General features: G+C 62.4%; 25 protein-coding genes. 11 read left to right on the top strand and 14 right to left on the bottom strand.

Going from position 1 to position 19,961, the window contains the following annotated elements; all coding sequences use genetic code 11:
• Positions 1-282: 282 nt before the first annotated feature.
• The 7 genes from EOA16_RS19545 to EOA16_RS19515 all read right to left on the bottom strand — a co-directional run bounded on the left by EOA16_RS19545 (position 283) and on the right by EOA16_RS19515 (position 7,184).
• Complete coding sequence (locus EOA16_RS19545; protein ID WP_127259739.1) at positions 283-1,212, bottom strand: 3-keto-5-aminohexanoate cleavage protein; 930 nt, start codon at positions 1,210-1,212, stop codon at positions 283-285.
• A gap of 11 nt (positions 1,213-1,223) precedes the next feature.
• Positions 1,224-2,603: an aspartate aminotransferase family protein gene (locus EOA16_RS19540; RefSeq protein ID WP_127259738.1), complete on the bottom strand. Its 1,380-nt coding sequence runs from the start codon at positions 2,601-2,603 to the stop codon at positions 1,224-1,226.
• A 1-nt stretch (position 2,604) separates the two neighbouring features.
• Complete coding sequence (locus EOA16_RS19535) at positions 2,605-4,248, bottom strand: N,N-dimethylformamidase beta subunit family domain-containing protein (protein ID WP_127259737.1); 1,644 nt, start codon at positions 4,246-4,248, stop codon at positions 2,605-2,607.
• A gap of 8 nt (positions 4,249-4,256) precedes the next feature.
• Positions 4,257-5,021 carry an amino acid ABC transporter ATP-binding protein gene (locus EOA16_RS19530; RefSeq protein ID WP_127259736.1) on the bottom strand — a complete coding sequence of 255 codons (765 nt, stop codon included), beginning with the start codon at positions 5,019-5,021 and terminating at the stop codon, positions 4,257-4,259.
• Positions 5,018-5,677, bottom strand: coding sequence for an amino acid ABC transporter permease (locus tag EOA16_RS19525; RefSeq protein ID WP_127259735.1), 660 nt, complete (start codon positions 5,675-5,677; stop codon positions 5,018-5,020). Before EOA16_RS19525 ends, EOA16_RS19530 begins: the two co-directional genes overlap by 4 nt.
• Positions 5,678-5,689: 12 nt before the next feature.
• Complete coding sequence (locus tag EOA16_RS19520; RefSeq protein WP_127259734.1) at positions 5,690-6,337, bottom strand: amino acid ABC transporter permease; 648 nt, start codon at positions 6,335-6,337, stop codon at positions 5,690-5,692.
• A 64-nt stretch (positions 6,338-6,401) separates the two neighbouring features.
• Entirely contained in the window at positions 6,402-7,184 is a 783-nt protein-coding gene (locus EOA16_RS19515; protein ID WP_127259733.1) for an ABC transporter substrate-binding protein, read from the bottom strand.
• A 135-nt stretch (positions 7,185-7,319) separates the two neighbouring features.
• On the opposite strand from EOA16_RS19515, the gene EOA16_RS19510 reads away from it, so the two are divergent.
• Positions 7,320-8,279 (top strand): LysR family transcriptional regulator, encoded by a 960-nt coding sequence (locus EOA16_RS19510; RefSeq protein ID WP_127259732.1) that lies wholly within the window; start codon positions 7,320-7,322, stop codon positions 8,277-8,279.
• A 15-nt stretch (positions 8,280-8,294) separates the two neighbouring features.
• Here EOA16_RS19510 and EOA16_RS19505 read toward each other — a convergent pair whose 3' ends face one another.
• A complete protein-coding gene (locus EOA16_RS19505) occupies positions 8,295-8,711 on the bottom strand; it encodes an acyl-CoA thioesterase (protein WP_127259731.1) in 417 nt (138 codons plus the stop codon).
• 197 nt (positions 8,712-8,908) lie between these two features.
• On the opposite strand from EOA16_RS19505, the gene EOA16_RS19500 reads away from it, so the two are divergent.
• A complete protein-coding gene (locus tag EOA16_RS19500; protein WP_013532091.1) occupies positions 8,909-9,157 on the top strand; it encodes a ParB N-terminal domain-containing protein in 249 nt (82 codons plus the stop codon).
• Between the two features lie 28 nt (positions 9,158-9,185).
• Here EOA16_RS19500 and EOA16_RS19495 read toward each other — a convergent pair whose 3' ends face one another.
• Positions 9,186-9,374: a hypothetical protein gene (locus tag EOA16_RS19495; protein WP_127259730.1), complete on the bottom strand. Its 189-nt coding sequence runs from the start codon at positions 9,372-9,374 to the stop codon at positions 9,186-9,188.
• A 46-nt stretch (positions 9,375-9,420) separates the two neighbouring features.
• Between EOA16_RS19495 and EOA16_RS19490 the strand changes: the two genes are divergently transcribed.
• From EOA16_RS19490 to EOA16_RS19465, 6 genes are all read left to right on the top strand, one after another.
• On the top strand, positions 9,421-9,906 hold the full coding sequence (locus EOA16_RS19490) for an SRPBCC family protein (RefSeq protein ID WP_127259729.1): 486 nt from the start codon (positions 9,421-9,423) through the stop codon (positions 9,904-9,906).
• A gap of 40 nt (positions 9,907-9,946) precedes the next feature.
• On the top strand, positions 9,947-10,903 hold the full coding sequence (locus tag EOA16_RS19485) for an alpha/beta hydrolase (RefSeq protein ID WP_127259728.1): 957 nt from the start codon (positions 9,947-9,949) through the stop codon (positions 10,901-10,903).
• Between the two features lie 187 nt (positions 10,904-11,090).
• Complete coding sequence (locus EOA16_RS19480) at positions 11,091-11,489, top strand: GFA family protein (RefSeq protein ID WP_127259727.1); 399 nt, start codon at positions 11,091-11,093, stop codon at positions 11,487-11,489.
• 186 nt (positions 11,490-11,675) lie between these two features.
• Positions 11,676-11,873: a hypothetical protein gene (locus tag EOA16_RS19475; RefSeq protein WP_013532087.1), complete on the top strand. Its 198-nt coding sequence runs from the start codon at positions 11,676-11,678 to the stop codon at positions 11,871-11,873.
• Positions 11,874-12,059: 186 nt separating this feature from the next.
• Positions 12,060-12,932, top strand: a complete 873-nt coding sequence (locus tag EOA16_RS19470; RefSeq protein WP_127259726.1) for an undecaprenyl-diphosphate phosphatase — start codon at positions 12,060-12,062, stop codon at positions 12,930-12,932.
• Between the two features lie 70 nt (positions 12,933-13,002).
• Entirely contained in the window at positions 13,003-13,791 is a 789-nt protein-coding gene (locus EOA16_RS19465; RefSeq protein WP_127259725.1) for a phosphodiester glycosidase family protein, read from the top strand.
• 51 nt (positions 13,792-13,842) lie between these two features.
• On the opposite strand, the gene EOA16_RS33250 is transcribed toward EOA16_RS19465, so the two are convergent.
• Positions 13,843-14,139 carry a hypothetical protein gene (locus tag EOA16_RS33250; protein WP_245455979.1) on the bottom strand — a complete coding sequence of 99 codons (297 nt, stop codon included), beginning with the start codon at positions 14,137-14,139 and terminating at the stop codon, positions 13,843-13,845.
• Here EOA16_RS33250 and EOA16_RS19460 point away from each other — a divergent pair.
• From EOA16_RS19460 to EOA16_RS19440, 3 genes are all read left to right on the top strand, one after another.
• The gene (locus tag EOA16_RS19460) at positions 14,138-15,037 is read left to right on the top strand and encodes a glycoside hydrolase family 25 protein (RefSeq protein WP_245270317.1); all 900 of its coding nucleotides are present in this window, start codon (positions 14,138-14,140) and stop codon (positions 15,035-15,037) included. The genes EOA16_RS33250 and EOA16_RS19460 overlap by 2 nt on opposite strands.
• Positions 15,038-15,317: 280 nt before the next feature.
• Complete coding sequence (locus EOA16_RS33245) at positions 15,318-15,851, top strand: methyltransferase type 12 (protein WP_245455980.1); 534 nt, start codon at positions 15,318-15,320, stop codon at positions 15,849-15,851.
• On the top strand, positions 15,844-16,461 hold the full coding sequence (locus tag EOA16_RS19440; RefSeq protein ID WP_127259723.1) for a hypothetical protein: 618 nt from the start codon (positions 15,844-15,846) through the stop codon (positions 16,459-16,461). The genes EOA16_RS33245 and EOA16_RS19440 overlap by 8 nt, the downstream gene beginning before the upstream one ends.
• A gap of 19 nt (positions 16,462-16,480) precedes the next feature.
• Here the strand turns inward: EOA16_RS19440 and pqqE are convergent, their stop codons facing one another.
• The 4 genes from pqqE to pqqB are packed head-to-tail and all read right to left on the bottom strand — an operon-like array spanning position 16,481 to position 19,585.
• Complete coding sequence (pqqE, locus tag EOA16_RS19435; protein WP_127259722.1) at positions 16,481-17,602, bottom strand: pyrroloquinoline quinone biosynthesis protein PqqE; 1,122 nt, start codon at positions 17,600-17,602, stop codon at positions 16,481-16,483.
• Positions 17,599-17,892, bottom strand: a complete 294-nt coding sequence (pqqD, locus tag EOA16_RS19430; RefSeq protein ID WP_245455978.1) for a pyrroloquinoline quinone biosynthesis peptide chaperone PqqD — start codon at positions 17,890-17,892, stop codon at positions 17,599-17,601. Before pqqD ends, pqqE begins: the two co-directional genes overlap by 4 nt.
• On the bottom strand, positions 17,892-18,650 hold the full coding sequence (gene pqqC, locus EOA16_RS19425; protein ID WP_127259720.1) for a pyrroloquinoline-quinone synthase PqqC: 759 nt from the start codon (positions 18,648-18,650) through the stop codon (positions 17,892-17,894). Before pqqC ends, pqqD begins: the two co-directional genes overlap by 1 nt.
• Positions 18,647-19,585, bottom strand: coding sequence for a pyrroloquinoline quinone biosynthesis protein PqqB (gene pqqB, locus EOA16_RS19420; RefSeq protein ID WP_127259719.1), 939 nt, complete (start codon positions 19,583-19,585; stop codon positions 18,647-18,649). The genes pqqC and pqqB overlap by 4 nt, the downstream gene beginning before the upstream one ends.
• Positions 19,586-19,961: the final 376 nt, after the last annotated feature.

Genomic DNA, 19,961 nt, shown 5'->3' with positions numbered 1-19,961 from the left:
GAAGGCTCGCGCAAAACATCTTGGCCGCCCATCCCCTCGACAAACCAATCGCCAGCAAAATGCGCAGGGCAAACTGGAGCAAAGACTTCTTCTATGACCTCTTTACTCATATGCAATAGCCCTGCCCTCAAGGGGGGAGATCGACAATGTTGACCCCGCTGCCCTTCTTGCAGCGGTGGAGATTAGCGAAGGCCGAATTGACAGCAAATCTCCCCCCTTGAGGGGGAGATGGCCGGCAGGCCAGAGGGGGGTGGGACTGGACGCTACCATCTCAATCACATCTCAAAACGCCACCCGGTCGCCGCCCTTGAGCGCCAGCATGCCGCGCGCTTCGGTAGGCGTTGCAACCTCCAGCGACAGCCCGTCGAGAATGCCACGGATGCGGCGCACCTGATCGGCATTGGATTTCGCCAGCTGGCGGCCGTCATAGAGACTGTCCTCCAGCCCGACACGGACATTACCGCCCATCGCCGCGGCGATCGAGATCAGTGGCATCTGCTGGCGGCCGGCGGCCAGCACCGAGAACTGGTAGCTGTCGCCGAACAGTTTGTCGGCGATCCGCTTCATGTGGACGAGATTGTCCGGGTCGGCGCCGATGCCGCCCAATATGCCCAGCACGAACTGGATGAACAGCGGTCCCGACACCAGCCCCCGGTCGCGGAAATGTGCCAGCGAATAGAGATGGCCGACATCGTAGCATTCGAATTCGAAGCGCGTGCCGCAGCCCTTGCCCAGCCTCTCAAGCACCCCCTCCATGTCGGCAAAGGTGTTCTTGAAGATCGTGTCGCGCGTCGCTTCGAGCAGCTTGGGTTCCCACTCGTGCTGCCATTCCCGTGGCTTGTCGAGCATCGGAAACAGCGCGAAATTCATCGAGCCCATGTTGAGCGAGCACATTTCGGGTTCGGCACGCAAAGGGGCTGCCAGCCGCTGGTCCAGCGTCATCAGCGATGAGCCGCCGGTGGTGATGTTGATCACCGCATCGGTCGCCTGTTTGATGCGCGGCAGGAACTGCATGTAGACGTCCGGATCGGCGGTCGGGCGGCCATCTCTGGGGTCACGCGCGTGCAGATGCAGGATCGAAGCGCCGGCTTCTGCCGCGGCGATCGCCTCAGTGGCGATCTGGTCCGGCGTCACCGGTAGATAGGGCGACATCGACGGCGTGTGCACCGAGCCGGTGACGGCGCAGGTGATGATGACTTTTCTCAGGCCCATTCTTTTGCCCCTCAGCCTTCGACCGGCAGGTCGAGTTCGGAGGCCAGAACCTCCAGCGAGTCGCCGATGATGGCGATGATCTCGCTGACCTGTTCGCGCGTGACGATCATCGGCGGCGCGACCATGAAATTGTCGCCATCGACGCCGCCCTTGACCCTGCGGCCATAGATGATCAGCCCGCGCTCATAGGCGAGGTCGAGCAGCCGCTGCGTGGCTTTCTTGTTCTGGTCGATCGGTTTTAGGGTCTCGGGATCGGCGACCATCTGGGCACCGGTGAGCAGGCCCTTGCCGCGCACGTCGGCGATGAACGGAAAGCGCTTCGCCAGCCCCTTCAGTCCGTCCATCAGCACGTCGCCCATGGCAGCCGCATTGGCGATCAGGTCGAGCCGGTCCATTTCACCGAGCACGGCCAGTCCGGCGGCGCAGGCCAGCGGGTTGCCGGCATAGGTGTGGCCGTGCTGGAAGCCGCCCGAGTCGAGCAGCGGTTGCACCAGGCGCATCGGGGCGGCCAGCGCGCCAAGCGGCGCATAGCCCGAGCCCAGCCCCTTGGATAGCGCGACGATGTCGGGCTTGCAGTTCCAGTGGTCGCCGCCGAGGAATTTGCCGGTACGGCCGGCCCCGCTCATCACTTCGTCATGGATGAGCAGGATGCCGTAGCGGTCGCAGATCTCGCGGATGCGCGCATAGTAGCTGTCGGGCGCTACCAGCGCCGCGGTCGCCGCACCCCCGATCGGCTCCATGATGAAGGCGACCACGCTCTCGGGGCCTTCGGCCAGGATCTTCTCCTCCAGCATGTCGGCATAGCGGATGCCGCGCTGTTCCATCGAAAGATTGTCGCGGTCGCGCCAGGCATTCGGCGCCGGCACGGTCGGCATCACCCGCATCATCGGCTCGAACGTTTCGGCCAGCGCATCGTCGCCGGTGATCGAGAGCGAACCCAGCGTGCCGCCATGATAGGAGGGAAAGCGCGTGATCACCTTCCAGCGGCTGGCCTGGCCGGTGGCGACCGCCCATTGCCGCGCCAGCTTGATGCAGGATTCCGTCGCTTCCGAGCCGCCCGAGACGAAGAAGATGCGGTCCATGCCTTCCGGCAGCTTGCCGGCAAGTTCCCGCGCAAGCTCCTCGGCCGGTTCGTTTTCGAAATGCAACCGGTAGGCAAAGGTGGCGCGGTCCATCTGCCGCTTCATGGCATCCAGCACATTGCGGTTGGAATGGCCGATATTGGCCACCATCGGGCCGCTCGAGCCGTCGATGAAGCGGCGGCCGTCCTGCGTCCACATATAGATGCCCTCGGCGCGGTCGATCAGCGGCCGGCGCAGGCTGGACAGATAGAACAGATGCGACTCTCGCCGGGCGTCAGTGTCTTGCGTGGCGGTCTGGACTTTCGACATGTCAGGGCTCTCCGAGGTAACGATCGAGGACATTCTTGGTGACGCGTTCGACCATCGGGTCTTGTCTTAGCAGGCCGGCGACCCATTCGCAGCTTCCGGCGTGGAACACCTCGCCCTTGCCACGTGGGAAATTGACGATCATGCCGTTACCGCGTTTGACCTTTTCCAGATTGGCGTCGCTCGCCTCGCCGAACAGCGTTTCGGCGGTGAAGCGGCCATCCTCGTCGGTGAGGAACTGGTCCTCGATCGGGATATCGGCGCTTTCCTCGACCTGGGATGCCATGCCGACCGCGAGAACCTGCAGGCCATCAGGCGCGCCGCTATCGGGCGTGGGGTAGGGCAGGCCGCCGCGTATCTCGAACTCGAGCCCGTCGACCTCGTAGCCATACACATGGCTGTCGGCGCCCAGCAGGTCGCCATAGTAGATGCCGGTGCCGGCAAAGGCCCAGTGCTCGGGCCGGTAGACCGGAAAGCCACGCACGCCGCGTGGTGCGCATCCGCCCCAGCCGGCATAGAGGCCGCGGGTCGCATTGAGCCCGAAGGTCGCCGAACCCGGCCGGCCGATTTCCGGTGCTTCCCAGGAATTGGTGGCGCGGGTGACGTCACCGCCTGGAAGATAGGCCGGGTCTTCGGCACGCGAGCGATATTTGTAACAGACCTGCCGGAGGCCCTCGTCCTCGAGCCGTGTCTGCCACATGAAATTGCCGGCAAAGCGCGCCGCATGGCCGCCGCGCTCGACATATCCGTCGACGGCATCGCGCATCTCCCAGGTCCAGTATTCATCATGGCCGACAAACACGGCACAGTCGTAGCCGTCGAGAATTTCGGGCGAAAAGTGCAGATCGTGCTGGCTGGCGAGATCGACTTCATAGCCGGCTCGTTCGGCGAAGCGGAAGAAGTGGCTGTCATAACTGGCCCAGCCCGACGAGGCGTATTTCTTCGAATGGCCGGTAGCGAGCGCCCACTCCATATGCGGGTAGCGCGGCACGGTCTTGGGCGGCACGGCGACTTCCAGCGGCACGCGCGGCGCATCCTTCGGCAGCACGACGAAGCCACGGCACCAGGGGCGCTGCGTCGACACGATGGGCGAATACTGGTTGCGGTCCGGCCCGGTGATGCCCTGGTAGTGGTTGGAACCGCCCCAGGTGTTGTAGGCCAGCCATGTGCCCGTCGCCGCCACCTGCAGCACGCGGCCAGGCTTCTTGCCGGGCAGGGGCGCCACGATGAACAGATGGTGGGATTGGATCGGCTTGCCGTCGCGGCCGTCGGCGGTCAGCGTCACCCGATAGGCTCCGGACGACCAATCGTTGCCGACACGGAATTCGAACGAGGCTTCCCAGCCGCAGCCTTGAGCCGAGCATTGGTCCGGACTGTCCTGCCAGCGCGCCGCGATGCCCGATTTCTCGAACACTTTGGTTTCGCTGCCGCCATCCCTGGTGATTGTCATGCCGAACGTCGGAGCCGTCGAACTGACATGCAACGCCACCGTTTCGCCGGCGCGATAGGAAAACCGGTCACTGTAGCACCAGATTTCGCCGCGCTCACCATCCATGCCAGGCCATTCGTAATAGTGGCCGCGCACCGCGTGCCGGCGCTGCTCCGGCGTCAGTCCGAAATCGGGGAATTCCGTGTTTGGTCTGGTCATGGTCATACTCAGGCGGAAAGATATTTCTTGAGGAAGCTGCGCGTGCGTTCCCTCTGCGGCGCGCGGAACATGTCGGCAGGCGGGCCTTCCTCGACGACAACGCCGCTATCCATGAACAGCACCCTGTCGGCCACTTCGCCGGCAAAGCGCATCTCATGCGTTACGATGAGCATGGTCATGTGTTCGGCGGCAAGCTGTTTCATCACCGCGTTGACCTCGTCGACCAGCTCCGGGTCGAGCGCCGAGGTGGCTTCGTCAAACAGCATCACCTTGGGCTGCATCGCCAGCGCACGGGCAATCGCCACACGCTGCTTCTGGCCGCCCGAAAGCCGCGAGGGATAGGCGTCCATCTTGTCGGCCAGCCCGACCTTGGACAAGAGGCTATGCGCCAGCGCATGCGCATCACTCTTGGTCATGCCTTTGAGGATGATCGGTCCCATGGAAATGTTCTCGAGCACGGTCAGATGCGGGAACAGATTGAAGTGCTGGAACACCATGCCCATCTGCTGGCGCACCTTGTTGATGTGCCGCTCGAAAGCCTGGCCGTGCAAGGGCTGGTTGACCTGCACGCCATCGAGCCAGACTTCTCCGCTGTTCAGGGATTCCAGATGGTTGATAGAGCGCAGCAGCGTGCTCTTGCCGGAGCCGCTCGGTCCGATGATCGCCACGATCTGCCCGCGGTCGACCGACAGATCGATACCCCTCAGGACCTCGACGGCGCCGAACGATTTGCGCGCGCCGCGAACCTCGACCATTGGCCGCTGCGTGCTCATCGGGAAGCCTCCACATGTCTTTCGAACAGGCGCAAGGCCGCCTCGAGCACAAGGTTGAGAATGTAATAGAGCGCCGCGGCCGTGATGTAGAACTCGAACGGGCGGAACGTTTCGCTGATCGCCAGCTGGGCCGAATGGACCAACTCCGCGATACCTATGACCGAGACGATTGAGGATTCCTTCAACAGCGCGATCAGATTGCCGCCGATCGGCGGCGCGGTGTTGCGGATGGCTTGCGGGATCACGACATGGCGCAGCGTCTGCCATTTGCCGAAGCCGATGCTGCGCGCGCCCTCCGTCTGGCCGACATCGACGGCCACGATGCCGGCGCGGATGATGTCGGCGTTGTAGACTGCAAAATGCAGGCCAAGTCCGACAATGCCGGCGGCAAGGGCGGGAATGTCGATGCCGATCTGCACCAGGCCGAAATAGATCAGGAACAGCTGCAACAGCAGCGGCGTGCCCATGAACACCCACATACAGGCGCGCACGGGATAGGCGACGATGTTCGGAGCGTAGAGCACGATGACCGCGAACAGGATGCCGCCGACGAAGCTGAGCGCGCCCGCCGAAACGGTCAGCACCGCGGTCCACCAGGCGCCGATCAGCAGAAGATCCCAGTACGGCGCGACGACGGTGAAAGCCAAACCTTGCATCGTGCTCTCCGGTCAGATGATGGCAAAGCGTTTGTCGAGCAGGTCGACGACCCGCGCCACCGCGTAGACCATGATCATGTAGAGCAGGGCTGCAACGCCGAATATCTCGAACGGCTTGTAGGTGGAGCCGATGAAGCGCTGGGCGGTGTAGGTCAGTTCGACCACCGAAATGGTCGACACCAGTGCGGACCCCTTCAGCAGAGCGACCGTATTGACCCCGAGCGGGCGGATCATCAGCCGTGCGGCCTGCGGCAGCACGACCTTTCGCAAGGTCTGGAAACGGCTGAAGCCGATTGTGCGGGCGGCCTCGGTCTGGCCCCGGTCGACCGCCACCAGCGCACCACGGATCGATTCCGCCATATAGGCGCCGATGTTGAGGCCAAGGCCGATGACGCCGGCGGTGAACGGCTCCAGATTGATGCCGATCTGCGGGCCGCCGAAATAGAGCACAAAGAGCTGGATCAGGCACGGCGTACCGCGAAACAGGCTGACATAAAGCGTGCCGATGGTCCGCAGGATTGCCGACCTCGACATCTTGGCGGCCGCGGCCAATGAAGCAGCTGCCAGACCCAGGATAAGAGCCAGCACCGTGATCTCGATCGTCACCGAAGCGGCTTCCACGAAGAACGGGAAGACACGCTGCATCAAGGAGAAGTCCATGAAACGGCCCAGCAGGAGTGAGGCCCGGCTTCAGGCGGCTTTAGCCGCCTGAAGCCGGGAGGGATCAACGGATGTCACTGCCGACCCATTTCGTCGAGATCTTTTCATAGCCGCCGTCGGCCAGCATGTCGTCCAGAGCCTTCTGCATGGCAGCCTTCAACTCCGGATTGTCCTTGCGGATGGCGATGCCTATGGCCACAGCGCCGCCTTCGATATCGGGCGTGTTGAGCTGGCGGACCTTTTCGCCCGTCTCCTTGACGGCAATCTTGACCGGAATGTTGTCGACGACGATGGCATCGACGCGGCCGGCACTCAGCTCCAGCAGCAATTCCGGCAGGCCCTTGTAGGTGCGGATGTCCCAGCCACCCTTTTCGCGCGCCCATTTCTCGTGCGTCTCCCCCAGCGTCACGCCGATGGTCTTGCCTTTGAGGTCGTCGAGGCTCTGCACCTTGGACGCCTCGTTGACGAAGACCGCGCGGCCGGCATGGTAGTAAGGCCCGACGAAATCGACCACTTTTTCGCGCTCGGGCGTGATCGTCATCGAGCCGACGACAGTGTCGTATTTGTTGGCGAGCAGCCCGGCGATGATGCCGTCCCAGGCGGTGGTGATGATGGTGCCCTTGACGCCGATGCGCTCGGCGATGGCCTTGCCGATATCGGCATCGAAGCCGACGACTTCGTTCTGGTCGTTGACGAAGTTGAAGGGCGGATACTGGCCGCTCATGGAAATCTTCAGCTCGCCCGCCGCCTTGATCTTCTCGAGGTCGTCGGCCCTGGCCGAAACGGCCGTGAAGGTCGACGCAAGCAGCAGGGCCGCAATGGCGATGCCGGAAAATGCTCTGTTCATCTGACTTCCTGTCCTCTGGATGGCGCAAAAGGTTTGTTCTTGGGAGGCGTGCAGACGCTTTCCTGTCATCAATGATTGCCTTTGCGGTATCATTGCGCAAATAGATAATGGGAATAGGGAGCATAGATATCAGGAATGGCTTTGCCGCGCCCCGAACGGCTGGTCTGGGATCTGGACTGGAACCTTCTGCGGACGTTCGTCGTCATCGCGGAAGTGAAAAGCATCACGCGCGCTGCCGAGCGGCTGAACCTCAAGCAGCCCAGCGTCAGCAATGCGCTGCGGCGGCTGGAAGACCGGGTCGGCCGACGGCTGGTCGAGCGCGATGCGACACGCTTCGAATTGACCGAGGTCGGGAGGCTTCTCTACGAGCAGAGCGTCGAGGTGTTCGGCACCATATCGCAGTTGCCGCTGCTGATGCGCGGCATCAGCGACGACGTCACCGGTCATGTGATGATCGCGACGGCGAGCCATGTCGTCTCGCCATTGTTCGATCGGGCGCTGGCGGAATTCCACCGCAACTACCCGCGCGCCAGCATCACCATTTCGGTCGCGGCAAGCACCGAAGTCGCCAAGCAGGTCAGGGAGCGGCGTGCCTCCTTCGGCATCTGCCTGGTCAGCCAGCGCGATCCGGCGCTGGAATATGCGATGGTCTACCGCGAGTTCTTCGGCTTCTTCTGCGGTCCGCAGCACAGGCTCTACGGGCGAGCCGGATTGACGCTGGCCGATCTTCGGGATGAACCTTCGGTATCGTTCCAGACCGACCATATTTCGGACGCGTTGCGGCCGGTCGCGCTGCTACGCAGCGAAGCCCGGCTGAACGCCGATGTCGTCGGCGTGTCCTCCAGCCTGGAAGAAGTGCGGCGCATGATCGTTGCCGGGCTCGGCATCGGCCCGCTGCCGCTGCACGTCGCGCGGCGCGATGTGGCGGACGGCACGCTTTGGCGGCTGCCGCCCTACGACGCGCCGCCGGCCATCGACATCTTCCTGCTGGTCAACCCGGACAAGACGATGAACCGCGCCGAGAACGCGCTGCTGTCGGGGCTGCAGACGTTGATCGCCGAGACACCGCTCGACGACCGCATCTACCAAGGCTGACCGGCCGAGACAGGCCTATTCGATCAGCAAGGCGGTCGCACGGTTTCGCATCGGCTCGTCCAGCGCCACCGAGGTGCGCGCGGCGAGGTCGAAGCGCACGCTGGTCGTCCGGCTCGATGCCCGGACGATGCCGTCGAGCGAGCCCGACGTCACCTGTTCGAAGGTGATGGAGGTGCGGCCGATCTTCACGACATGCGAGCGGATGGTGATGAGCGCACCGGCTTTCGTTTCATGGCGATAGTCGATTTCGGTGCGCACATCGGCCCATCCGATTTGCGATGCCTGGTTATCGTCCTGTCCGGCGATATGGCCGAGAAGCTGGAAGCTGGCATCGTCGAACATCGCCGCGTAGTGACGCACATTCACGTGCCCCATCACGTCGCACATCCAGGGATGAGCGACGCCGACAAAGGTGACGAGAGATTTGCTCATGGGGATTTGCTCCGTGGCCCTCGACGACTGCGCAGACGCAATATCGAAACGCGCGACGACAGGCAAACGCTCTGCTGTCCCTGGCATCTTCGAACCGAGAATAGCCTTCGGGCTTCGTATTCGTTAGCCGCGCCCTTGGCCGGCTCCATCAAACGGACTATCTCAGGGGAGGCGGCGTTTCCGCCACGGGGGTCGGCATGCTCAGAGTGCAAAAGGTCAAGGTCGACGAGATCTACGTGCCGACGGCGCGCAAGAAGACGCTGCATCCCGAGACCGTCCGCCATCTGGCCGAGGACATCCTGGAAAATGGCATGAAGACGCCGATCCAGGTCCGCCACGACGGCAAGCGCCATATCCTCGTCGAAGGCCTGCATCGGCTCGAAGCGGCAAAATGGCTTGGGGAGACCGAGATCGAGGCCTATCTGGTGCAAGCCAAGCGCCACTGACACGTCGACAGAACATCCAGCTTCTCGATCAGATATGCTGCTTTGATAAGCCGAATGCCTCGGCGTTTGGCGGAAACGCGCCCATCGCTTCGTCATCCTCGGGGCTGCGCCGCATCGCTGCGCTCCTGTTTCGCCCGTGGATGACGAAGGTGGGTGACGCCTCGGGCCGATCTACGGTGTCGACATTTTTTGCGGCCGGTGTCGGTTTGCGGCTCATCGGCTCGTCCTTGGGACGGAAGCCAGATCAAACGCAGGATGCCATCATGACCACCAAGCTCGACATCGCCCCCACCAACGACCGTGAACTGGTTCTCGCCCGCATCATCGATGCGCCGCGCGAAAACGTCTATCGCTGCTGGACCGACCCGAAACTGGTGACGCAGTGGTTTGCGCCAAAGCCGTGGACGACGCCGCGCGCCGAGATGGATGTGCGCGCCGGCGGCTCGAGCCTTGTCGTCATGGCTGGCCCGGACGGCAACGAGTTCCCCAACCCAGGTGTCTTCCTCGAAGTTGTTCCCGGCAGGAAGATCGTCTTCACCGACGCCTACACAGAGGCTTGGCAGCCTTCGGAAAAGCCGTTCATGACCGTCGCGCTGACCTTCGAGGACGAGGGCAACGGCAAGACCCGCTACATCGCTCGGGTCAGGCACTGGAGCGTCGCCGACCGCGAACAGCATGAGAAGATGGGGTTCCATGGGGGTTGGGGACAGTGCACCGATCAGCTCGAAGAACTGGCCAAAACGCTTTGATCCGCATGACGCTTTGATATCGACAGGAGAGGAGATCGATTTGTTCAAAACCCTGTTTTTTGCCATTTTTGCTTCGGCCGCAGCACTGCTTGCCTGCCCGGGCACCACCAATGCAGAGGAGACAAAACCTGCCATGACGACTGAAACGAACGCACTGCCGAAGCCGGAAAAGTCCGGCCTGCTGCCGATCGACGGCCTGAATTATTATTATGCAATCTATGGCAAGGGCGAGCCCCTGCTTCTGCTGCATGGCGGCCTTGGCACCACGGATATGTTCGCGCCGATCCTGCCGAAACTTGCCGAAAACCGCACCGTCGTCGGCGTCGACCTGCAGGGTCACGGCCGTACCGCGCTGGGTGACCGACCATTCACCGTGGAGGCGATGGGCGACGACATGGCCGCCATTGTCAAGGCGCTCGGCTACGACAAGGTCGATGTCATGGGCTATTCGCTGGGCGGCGGCGTCGCCTTCCGCATGGCCGTCCAGCATCCCGAAGCGGTGCGCCGCCTCGTCCTGCTATCGACCGGCTACGCCACGGACGGCTTCTATGACGAGATGCGTCCGCAGCAGGCACAGGTGAGCGCGGCCGCGGCTGAGTTCATGAAGGACACGCCGATGTACAAATCCTACGTCGCGGTGGCGCCGCATCCGGAGGAGTTCCCGAAGCTCCTCGATGCGCTGGGCGGCTTCATGCGTCAGAACCGCGACTACTCGGCCGACGTCGCCAAGCTGAAGATGCCTGTCATGCTGGTCTATGGCGACAGCGATATGTACAAGCCCGAACACGAGATCAAGTTCTATCAGATGCTCGGCGGCGGACTGAAGGACGCCGGCTGGATGCGCGAGAACCTGTCGCAGAACCGCCTGGCGATCCTGCCCAACCGCACCCACTACGATACCTTCTTCGCGCCGGAGCTGACGGCCGCGGCGCTACCGTTCCTCAACGGCCATACCAAGGTCAAGACCTGGGACGAGGTCGTCGGCGAAACGGAGTGAATGCCAAGGCCGCCGGCTGTTGGCGGGCAGCCGGCACTCCGTGGAAGCCATGACGGCTTTCGGCGTCATGGCTTCACCCCACTCGCATCAGCATAAGCGATGACGTTGCATCAAAGCTTTTCAATTGACCCAATCGGCCCCGCCGATACCCTGCGCGCCTATTCTCTCCCACCAGTGGATCCAGACAATGGCAAGATATGAGGGCGGATGCCTGTGCAAGGCGGTGCGCTACCGCGCGGACGCGGTCCCCATCAACGAACGCGTCTGCCACTGCCGGGTTTGCCAGAAGGCGATCGGCGCCGCCTTCAACGCGCGCGTCCTGTTTCGCATCGACGACGTGATGATCGACGGGCCGCTGGCGACTATAAACTCTTCGCCGGATCTCAAGCGCGGCTTTTGCCCGAGCTGCGGCACGACGATGTTTTCCCGGCGCGATTCCGCTGATATCATCGGCATCACCACCGGTTCGCTCGACGATCCCACGGTTTTCAAGCCGCAGATGCATATTTTCACGGCCTCGAAGCAGCCCTGGCTGGTGCTTGATGACGGCCTGCCGAAATACGAAGGCGCCCCTCCGCCAGGCTAATTTTTCCCTTCTCCCCTTGTTGTGGAAGAAAGTGGACCGACGCGCAGCGCCAAGGGCGGGCGAAGAGCGCAAGCATGGCCAAAATTTAATCCAAATCAACACGAGATAGCCGGCAAAGCGTCATTGGCGAGCCATCTTTGTCGTCCTATTTAAGGGTCGCGGGTACGGCATTCGAGGAGACGACGGATGAACGACAGCATCAGCACCCTGGACGAGCTTTTGAGCGATCCGATGGTCCTGCTTGTGATGGAGCGCGATCGTGTGCGTCCCGAACAGGTGCGCATGCTGCTCGAACGGGCTCGCCGGCCTTCGACGGATGAGCCCGAAGTGCCGCCGGCGCATGTGATCGCCAGGACATGCCAGAAACTCTGGCTCTGCCCGTAGTCGCTTTGCGATTTTCCCTGTGTCCTCAAGCCGGCCTCCAAGGAGCCGGTTTCGAACGGCGTGCACCTCGGCGCGCCAGCTTACAAATCCGTAAATTGATTATCCGGCCCATGACGATAAGGCTTGCCCGGGATTGACCGATGGTCGATCCACGCAACTCCGATCTCTCATGCACGGAATTCGATTTTGGCCGATATCTGCACACAAGGCCTGGATACGGGCTTCGTCGGCCTGGGGTTCGCCAAGGTGGCGTTCCTCGGCGTGGTGCAAGGCATCACCGAGCTGCTGCCAATTTCCTCGACCGCCCATATGCGCATCGTGCCGGCCGTGCTCGGCTGGCAGGATCCTGGCTCGGCCTTCTCCGCCGCCATGCAGCTCGCGGCCCTTGCCGCGGTGGTCAGCTATTTCTGGAGCGACGTCAGGGACATCCTGTTTGGGTCGCTCGACGCTTTGGCGCGACGCGATTTCGCCGACCGGCATTTCAAGGTGGCGCTCTGGATCGTGCTGGCGACGATCCCCATCGTCATTGCCGGCGTTGCCCTGTCGGGCCTGCTCAATGCCTGCAATTCGCCGCTACGCAGCCTGACGGTGATCGGCTGGGCCTGCATCGCAATGGCGATCCTGCTGGCGCTGGCCGAGATCTTTGCCCGTCACCGGCGCAACATGGGCGATGCGTCGCTGACCGATGCGCTGCTCGTCGGTATCGCCCAGATCGGCGCGCTTGTCCCCGGCGTCTCGCGCTCGGGCTCGACCCTGACGGCGGCACTGGGGCTCGGCTTCAAGCGGGCCGAGGCGGCGCGCTTCTCGTTCCTGCTCGGGTTGCCGGCGATTGCACTCGCCGGCCTCAAGGAACTCTGGGAACTGCATAAGGTCCATCTCGACGCCCATGGCTGGTCGGTCCTTGCCGTCGGGCTGGTCGTCGCCTCGATTTCCGCCTTCTTCGCCATATGGGGGCTGATGCACGTGCTGGAGCGTTTCTCGGCCTGGCCGTTCGTCATCTATCGCGGCCTGCTCGGTGTCGTTCTGCTGCTGGGCGTGGCGATGGGATGGCTCGTCTAAGGCAGTTCCACAGTATCGCTTGAAACGGGCTATATCCGTACCGAACTCGAACTTCGATTCCGGTACGCACATGGATTTTTTGACCTTCCTGCAATCACTGCCGTTGCTGCTGGCGTTGGCCAAGGGCGCACTGCCGTCGGTGGCGGCATTTGGCATGGGATTTGGCCAGTGGGCCGCTTCACTGCCGCCATGCCGGGACTTCACCTTCGAGGCGACCAGCTATCTCGTTTGCGAGGTCGATCCGAAACGATATCAGGTCGAGCTGTTCTGGAAGGATGCGGCGGGCAAGCCGTTTCAGTCGCTGCACAATCTGCATGCCGCGCAACAGGCGATCGGGCGCACGATGTTGTTCGGCATCAATGCCGGCATGTATCACCCGAACCTCGCGCCGGTCGGTCTCTATGTCGAGCGTGGCCAGGAGATGGCCTCGGCGAAAACGGGATCGGGAAGCGGTAATTTTTCCCTGCAGCCGAACGGCATTTTCTACATGCGCGACGGTAAGGCCGCGGTTCGTGCCACTCGGGATTTCGTGAAGAGGCGCCCGACCGTCGACTATGCGACGCAATCGGGGCCGATGCTGGTGATCGACGGCAAGCTGCATCCGAAATTCCAGGCTGACGGCACTTCGCGGAAAACCCGCGACGGTGTCGGGGTGCGAAAGGACGGCGTCGCGGTCTTTGCGATTTCGAACGGCACGGTGACCTTCCATGCCTTCGCCCGGCTTTTCCGCGACGCGCTTGGCTGCGACAACGCGCTGTTCCTCGACGGCACGATAGCAAGTTTGTTTGCGCCTGCCATCGGCCGCAAGGACGACTATTGGAATCTGGGGCCGATGATCGGCGTTTTCAGAAAATCCTAGCCGGTTTCCATCGCGCTTACCCGCACGCGGTATGGCCGAAAAAAACTTGATTCAAACTTTATTGGCAATTTCTCGTTCATAACTGATCCGGTTTGTCCGTCGGCTGTCGTTTTGCCCTCGGTCTGTTGTGTTTTGAGTACAGGTCCAGATGCGGATTCCGGGCGTCGTCAGTTTTTTGATAGCATCGCTATGCCTTGCCGGCTGCTCGTCGACGGCCGGCGTCGATGCGCTGGATTTGCAGAAACCGTCCAACGAGACCACCAGTTCCGTGATCCGGCCGCCGGCACCGATCGCCGCTGCTCCGGCGGCAAGGGGTAACAGGGCGGCAAGGGCCGGATTGGCTCCCATGTCTGACAACGGTCCGGGGGAAAAAACGCGCCCGTTCGGCTTGGCGGAGGAGGAAGAGACGGGGGTGTTTGCCGCGCCCGACGTGCCCGACCCCCAAGTGCCTGATGTCGGCGGACTGCCGGTCGAGCCGGCAGCCTTGGTGTCGCCGCCCAAGCTGTTGACCCGCGCGGCACCAGCCATGCTTGCCGGGCCGCTAACCCGTTACGGTTTTCGTGATGCCAAGCCTATCAATTTCGGCAAGGCTTCGCCTCGCCGCCTTGCAGTGCACGGCGTCGATGTCTCGCGTTGGCAAGGCAACGTGAACTGGGACAAGCTGCGCGCCCAGGGCGCCAACTTCGCCTACATCAAGGCGACCGACGGTGGCGACCACCTCGATCCGATGTTCATGAAAAACTGGCGCAACGCCGACGCCGCCGGCTTGAAGCGCGGCGCCTACCATTTCTTCTACTGGTGCCGCACGGCGGGCGAGCAGGCGGACTGGTTCATCCGCAACGTGCCCAGGGTCGAAGGCGCGCTGCCGCCGGTGATCGACGTCGAGTGGAACGGCGAGTCCAGCTGCAAGCGGCGGCCGTCGCGCGAAAAGGTGCTGGAAAAGATGCAGGTGTTCATGGACAAGCTGGAGCGCCATTACGGCCAGCGGCCCATCATCTACACCGCGCCCGATTTCTACCGCGACAATCTCAGGGGCGAATTCCTCGACTATCCGTTCTGGCTGCGTGCCGTGGCCCAGCATCCGTCAAAGGTCTATCCCGGCCGCAAATGGCTGTTCTGGCAGTATTCCGGCTCTGGCCTGTCGCACGGCGTTACCGGCCGCATCGATCTCAACGTCTTCCACGGCGACGAACGGCAATGGCGCGCCTGGGCCGGCGGACGGCAGACCGTAGCCGACGCCAACTGAGACAGCCGTCAGGTCCGGCGTGCTTCGCTCTCCCTGATGTCTGCCGTCTGGGCCAGCACCCAGTCTCGGAACACCTTGATCTTCGGTGTGTTGCGGCGGCTTTCCAGGTGCCTAGCCAATAGCCGTCGCCGTCCGAGCCGAGGACTTCGAATGGCTGTATCAGTTGACCCTTTACCAGCAAGGCACTGTAGATGTTGCGGCTGAGAATTATCGGACTGCTCGATGGACACGCTTCCTCCGGCAGCATTCGCTGAGCAAAGTGTAAGGCTCTTTGACCGACATGGACTCATGGGAGGAAAAGATGGGTGTGTCATCGGAGGCTCTGGCACAGGGCCGTCAAACGATCAGCGCTTACGAGAATTATGCGGAACAATATGATGCCATCGTGCGCCATGTTCCCAACGAGAGGGAGCAAGCATCGCTGAAGCGCCTGGTGGCGATCGCCGGCACAGGCGGCCAGATTTTGGAAGTCGGATCCGGAGCCGGATACGACGCGGATTTTCTGGAAAATTTGGGCGTCAAGGTTCGGCGCACCGACGCGACCAAGCGGTTTCTCGAGTTGCAGGCCGCGCGTGGCAAGCATGGCCAGCTGCTCGATCTCATCACCGATGATCTCGGCGGGAGGGGCCAGGTCTATGCCTTGACCGGCGGCGGCGCCGAGCAGTTGAATTCGCGCGAAGCGACACCGGCGCCGACAGGGCTGCTCTTGCCGGATTTCGGCGTGGCCTTTACCGAAGGAGCCGACTTCGCCAATGCCAATCCAGACGGCTCCGCATGGGACGCCTTTACCTTGACAGGATGCAGCGATGAATAGGGCGCGATCGATCGTCTGGGCCAGCGCCCTGCTTGCATCCGCGACGACATCCGCCGTGGCGGACGAACCGGCGCCGTCGCGCCCGCCCATCGATAAATGCGTCTGGGAAAGGCTGACGGACAAAAATGTCGGGCTGGCCGCCTGGGCGCAGCGCTGCGACTTCGGCTTCCGCCAGATCCATTTCGAATTCACTGGCAACACCCTTGCTGTCAAATACAGTGATGGCGGCGCGGCCGATCCTCTCGTCGAACTGTTCGACATCATATCAGGTGAAACCGCAGAGGCTGCCTTGCAGCGCCTGTTCCTGGAAAAGACCGACAAGGCCGTCAGCGCCCGCTGTGTGCTGACGCCTTACACGCAGGGCACGGAGCCTGCCGGCGTCAAACGCTACACATTCAGCCCTGACGCCGCCTATGCGAAAGAGCTGAAAGCGCTTGCCATCTCCGACGAGGTTCCCGAACCGCCCTGCGGCGACTGGGGTGAAATGCCTGACGGCATCCAGTATTTCGAGGTGCCGGCGGGTGAGGGGCACAGCCTGCTGTTTGTGCGCATCGGCCAGGACGAGCCATTGTTTGACGAGCAGACGCTACGCGTGTTGCCGAGGGGGTGAGAAGCGCTTTCTCGCCAGGTCAGGCGGATTCGGTCACGGCACCGATCCGCCGGTAGACGAATGTTTCTTCTCTCGAAGGAACTGCGGCAATGCGCTTGGCTTCGTCGATCAGCATTGCCATGCGAGCATGGATCGGCGATTTCGCGCAAGCCGGGTCCGTTGCAGCGGCATCGCCCGCGATCGCCATCGCCTGACAGCGGCAACCGCCCCAGTCGATCTCGCGCCGGTCACAGTTGCGGCACGGCTCCTGCATCCAGTCAGTGCCGCGAAAGGCATTGAACGCCGGCGAATCGGCCCAGATCGAGGACAGCCTGCGTGGTTCGAAACGCTCGAAGCTGAGCGACGGGATCGTCTGTGCGGCATGGCAGGGCAGTACGGTGCCGTCAGGCGTCACCATGAAGGCGTCACGCGCCCAGCCGCCCATGCACGGCTTGGGATAGGTCGCGAAATAGTCCGGCGTCACAAAATCGATGTTGATGATGCCGGCCAACCGCTCCTGTGCCTCCGCGACGATCTCCGCCTGCCTGTCGACCGCTTCACGCTCCGGCATCAGTTGATCGCGATTGGTCAACGCCCAGCCGGCATACTGCACATTGGCGATCTCGAGCCTCTCCGCGCCCAGCGAAAGGGCGAGATCGATGAATTCCGGCACTTCCTCGATGTTATGGCGATGGATCGGCGCGTTGATGGTAAGAGGCAGACCGGCAGCGCGCGCGCGGCGTGCCGTTTCCAGCTTCTTTTCGTGGGCGCCCTTGTGGTTGCCGATGCGATCGGTTGTTGCCGGCCGCGCGCCCTGAAAGCTCAGTTGCAGATGGTCGAGACCGGCTTCGGCAAATGCCTCGATACGGCCCTCGACGATGCCAACCCCCGCGGTAATCAGATTGGTGTAGACGCCGCGCCCCGCAAGCCCGGCGATCAATTGCTCAAGATCGCGGCGCAGTGTCGGCTCGCCTCCGGACAGATGAACCTGGAGCACTCCGAGATCGGCGGCCTCCGAGAACAGGGCGAGCCAGGTCTCTGTGTCGAGTTCGCGATTGGCCTTCAGCAGTTCGAGCGGATTGGAGCAATAAGGGCATTGCAGCGGGCAGCGATGCGTCAGTTCCGCCAGCATGCCGATTGGAGGGAGGAGGGGCGTGCTCATAGCCTCACCAGCAACTTGTCCGACCATTCCTGCAGGAAGGCGATGACGTCGGTCGCCACGGCCTCCTGTTCAGCCTCATAATCCGCGGCAAGGCCGGCAATGATGTCACCGACCGTGGACCGTCCATCGCAGCGGCGCAATATGTCGAGACTGACATCGTTCGGCCAGAATATCTTTTCCGGTGAAAGCACGGCGAATGCCTGCCGCACGGCGTCGTATTGTATGCGCACGTGCTTTGGCAGCGAAGGTGTCGACCGCGGCTGCACCACGGCTCTTTCGCGCAGCGCCATCATAGGGCTGCCTCGGGCTGGAAGGCGCCGGGCGGTATGTTTCCCTGCTCGCCATAGGCGTGTTGAAGCGCGTCAAGCATGGCCCAGAGTATATCGCATTTGAACACCAGTGCGTCGATTGCCTGCTGCTGGCGCTCCGCCGTATCGGCGTGGCTGAGCACGTAGGAGAGGGCGAAGCCGGCGTCACGCGAGGCCTGTTCGGGCCGTTGCCTGAAATAGGCCAGCGTATCCTCGGTGATGTAGTCGTATTTGGCCAGCATTGCCGGCACCCGCTCGCCGATGATGAGTGGCGAGAACATCTCGGTCAGCGAGGACGCGACCGCCTCGAACAGCGTCCGGTTTGTGCAAAAGGAGAGGTAAGCGCCCACCGCGAAGCGCGTCGCCGGCAGTGCCAGCCTTTCGCTCTTCACGGCCTCGGCGTCCAGGCCGAGCGAAGTTGCCAGATGCAGCCAGCGCGCGATACCGCCGCTCCAGCCGTCCTCGCCGTCATGATCCTCGATCCGCTTGCGCCACGCGGCGCGAAACGCTGGATCCTCGGCATGCGCGAGTATCATGGCATCCTTGCGCGGGATGACCGCCTGATAGCAATAGCGGTTCAGCGCCCAGGCCTTCATCTCCGCCTTCGACAACGCGCCGCTGGTCATCCTGTGGTGAAAGGGGTGGCGATTGTGATAGCGCTCGGCGCCAACCTGCCTCAATACGGCTTCGAGAGCGCTCGTGGAGAGTCCGCCTTTGGCTGCATCGCGGAAGTCGCTCAAAATTCCATCTCCATACCGTCGCTTGCGATTTCCCAGCCTGCCGCCTTGACCGCCGCGTGCTCGGCGGAATTCTCGTCAAGGATGGGATTGGTGTTGTTGATGTGGACGAAGACACGACGGCCGACCTTCACATCGGCCAAGCCGGCGATCGAACCCAATTCTCCCGAGATCGCCAGATGCCCCATGCGCGCGCCGGTTTTCTGACCGACGCCGGCGACGATCATCTCGTCGTTGGTATAGACCGTGCCGTCAAACAAAAGACAGGCGGCATCGGTGAGACGCGCGCGTAAGCGCGCATCGATGCGCGCGCAGCCTGGGATATAGAAGACGGAGCCGCGGCTGCCGATCCCGGCAATTCGGACTCCGATCGTGTCACCTGTGTCGGAGCTGAAATTGGCATCCGGATGGTCTCTATCCTCCAGATAGAGTGCTATCTTCCCGGGCACGGGAAAGGGCTCGATCACTACGCCGGTCTCGCGGCCTTCTGCGTCGCAGATGGCCAATTCTTTCGCCGGCGGCAGGATGCGCCGCGGCACAAGCGCTGGATCGAGAACGTTGAAAATCGAATTCGCCTCCAGCGTCGCCAGAACCTGCGCCGTTGCATAGATGGCGAAAGGCTGCCGCTCGCGCAGGCTGAGCAGTCCGGCGATATGATCGACATCGGCATTGGTCAGCACCACCGCGCGAATAGGCGTCGAGCGCAGCGGCGCATCGCGCGCGGGCTGCAATTCAGGTGTTGCAGCGATTTGCTGGCGGATGTCGGGCGAGGCATTGAAAAGAACCCAACCCAACCCATCCGGCGAGGCGGCGACACTTGACTGGGTCCGTGAATGCACGCTCGCCATGCCAGCGCGAGCCGCACGACTCAGACGGTAGTTGCAGTTCCATTGCGGAAAGCCGCCGCCCGCCGCCGATCCGATGATCCTCAAATGCATGAAAATGCCCGCGCGCCGGCTTCTCTGACCTGCAGGCACTTTGCAGTCACAAAAAACGCTTCGCGCGCTTTGCGTGCGTCAAAATCTTTCACGAAAATCCCATGCGGCGAGGGGATGCGCGCCCCTGTCGCCAGGGACGCGCACCTCTGCGGCCTACTTCTTGGGAGTAATTTCAGCAGGCAGATACCGTGAAATTTCGAAGCCAGCGGCAACCTGACACATGGTCGGTTTTTTCCAGTTCTTCTTCATGACATTTCTCCTCTTATACCAGCCCGAAGGGACCGATCCTGTCGTTAGTCAACCATTGCAGGGCACCGACGCAATGGCTCGTCCATCAAGTCTCAAAATGGACAAATGAAACAATAGGCTTTGAAAA

It is taken from the genome of Mesorhizobium sp. M7A.F.Ca.US.008.03.1.1, from assembly GCF_003997495.1.
In the GTDB taxonomy this organism is placed as follows: Bacteria; Pseudomonadota; Alphaproteobacteria; order Rhizobiales; family Rhizobiaceae; genus Mesorhizobium.
Note: the sequence above shows the minus strand (reverse complement) of the source record. Positions and strands in the feature narration are given on the sequence as shown.

What these genes read in the sequence shown, in the direction of transcription:
- EOA16_RS19545 (WP_127259739.1), bottom strand. Translation starts at nt 1,212, where the DNA reads ATGGGCCTGAGAAAAGTCATCATCACCTGCGCCGTCACCGGCTCGGTG.
- EOA16_RS19540 (WP_127259738.1), bottom strand. Translation starts at nt 2,603, where the DNA reads ATGTCGAAAGTCCAGACCGCCACGCAAGACACTGACGCCCGGCGAGAG.
- EOA16_RS19535 (WP_127259737.1), bottom strand. Translation starts at nt 4,248, where the DNA reads ATGACCAGACCAAACACGGAATTCCCCGATTTCGGACTGACGCCGGAG.
- EOA16_RS19530 (WP_127259736.1), bottom strand. Translation starts at nt 5,021, where the DNA reads ATGAGCACGCAGCGGCCAATGGTCGAGGTTCGCGGCGCGCGCAAATCG.
- EOA16_RS19525 (WP_127259735.1), bottom strand. Translation starts at nt 5,677, where the DNA reads ATGCAAGGTTTGGCTTTCACCGTCGTCGCGCCGTACTGGGATCTTCTG.
- EOA16_RS19520 (WP_127259734.1), bottom strand. Translation starts at nt 6,337, where the DNA reads ATGGACTTCTCCTTGATGCAGCGTGTCTTCCCGTTCTTCGTGGAAGCC.
- EOA16_RS19515 (WP_127259733.1), bottom strand. Translation starts at nt 7,184, where the DNA reads ATGAACAGAGCATTTTCCGGCATCGCCATTGCGGCCCTGCTGCTTGCG.
- EOA16_RS19510 (WP_127259732.1), top strand. Translation starts at nt 7,320, where the DNA reads ATGGCTTTGCCGCGCCCCGAACGGCTGGTCTGGGATCTGGACTGGAAC.
- EOA16_RS19505 (WP_127259731.1), bottom strand. Translation starts at nt 8,711, where the DNA reads ATGAGCAAATCTCTCGTCACCTTTGTCGGCGTCGCTCATCCCTGGATG.
- EOA16_RS19500 (WP_013532091.1), top strand. Translation starts at nt 8,909, where the DNA reads ATGCTCAGAGTGCAAAAGGTCAAGGTCGACGAGATCTACGTGCCGACG.
- EOA16_RS19495 (WP_127259730.1), bottom strand. Translation starts at nt 9,374, where the DNA reads ATGAGCCGCAAACCGACACCGGCCGCAAAAAATGTCGACACCGTAGAT.
- EOA16_RS19490 (WP_127259729.1), top strand. Translation starts at nt 9,421, where the DNA reads ATGACCACCAAGCTCGACATCGCCCCCACCAACGACCGTGAACTGGTT.
- EOA16_RS19480 (WP_127259727.1), top strand. Translation starts at nt 11,091, where the DNA reads ATGGCAAGATATGAGGGCGGATGCCTGTGCAAGGCGGTGCGCTACCGC.
- EOA16_RS19475 (WP_013532087.1), top strand. Translation starts at nt 11,676, where the DNA reads ATGAACGACAGCATCAGCACCCTGGACGAGCTTTTGAGCGATCCGATG.
- EOA16_RS19465 (WP_127259725.1), top strand. Translation starts at nt 13,003, where the DNA reads ATGGATTTTTTGACCTTCCTGCAATCACTGCCGTTGCTGCTGGCGTTG.
- EOA16_RS19460 (WP_245270317.1), top strand. Translation starts at nt 14,138, where the DNA reads ATGTCTGACAACGGTCCGGGGGAAAAAACGCGCCCGTTCGGCTTGGCG.
- EOA16_RS33250 (WP_245455979.1), bottom strand. Translation starts at nt 14,139, where the DNA reads ATGGGAGCCAATCCGGCCCTTGCCGCCCTGTTACCCCTTGCCGCCGGA.
- EOA16_RS33245 (WP_245455980.1), top strand. Translation starts at nt 15,318, where the DNA reads ATGGACTCATGGGAGGAAAAGATGGGTGTGTCATCGGAGGCTCTGGCA.
- EOA16_RS19440 (WP_127259723.1), top strand. Translation starts at nt 15,844, where the DNA reads ATGAATAGGGCGCGATCGATCGTCTGGGCCAGCGCCCTGCTTGCATCC.
- pqqE (WP_127259722.1), bottom strand. Translation starts at nt 17,602, where the DNA reads ATGAGCACGCCCCTCCTCCCTCCAATCGGCATGCTGGCGGAACTGACG.
- pqqD (WP_245455978.1), bottom strand. Translation starts at nt 17,892, where the DNA reads ATGGCGCTGCGCGAAAGAGCCGTGGTGCAGCCGCGGTCGACACCTTCG.
- pqqB (WP_127259719.1), bottom strand. Translation starts at nt 19,585, where the DNA reads ATGCATTTGAGGATCATCGGATCGGCGGCGGGCGGCGGCTTTCCGCAA.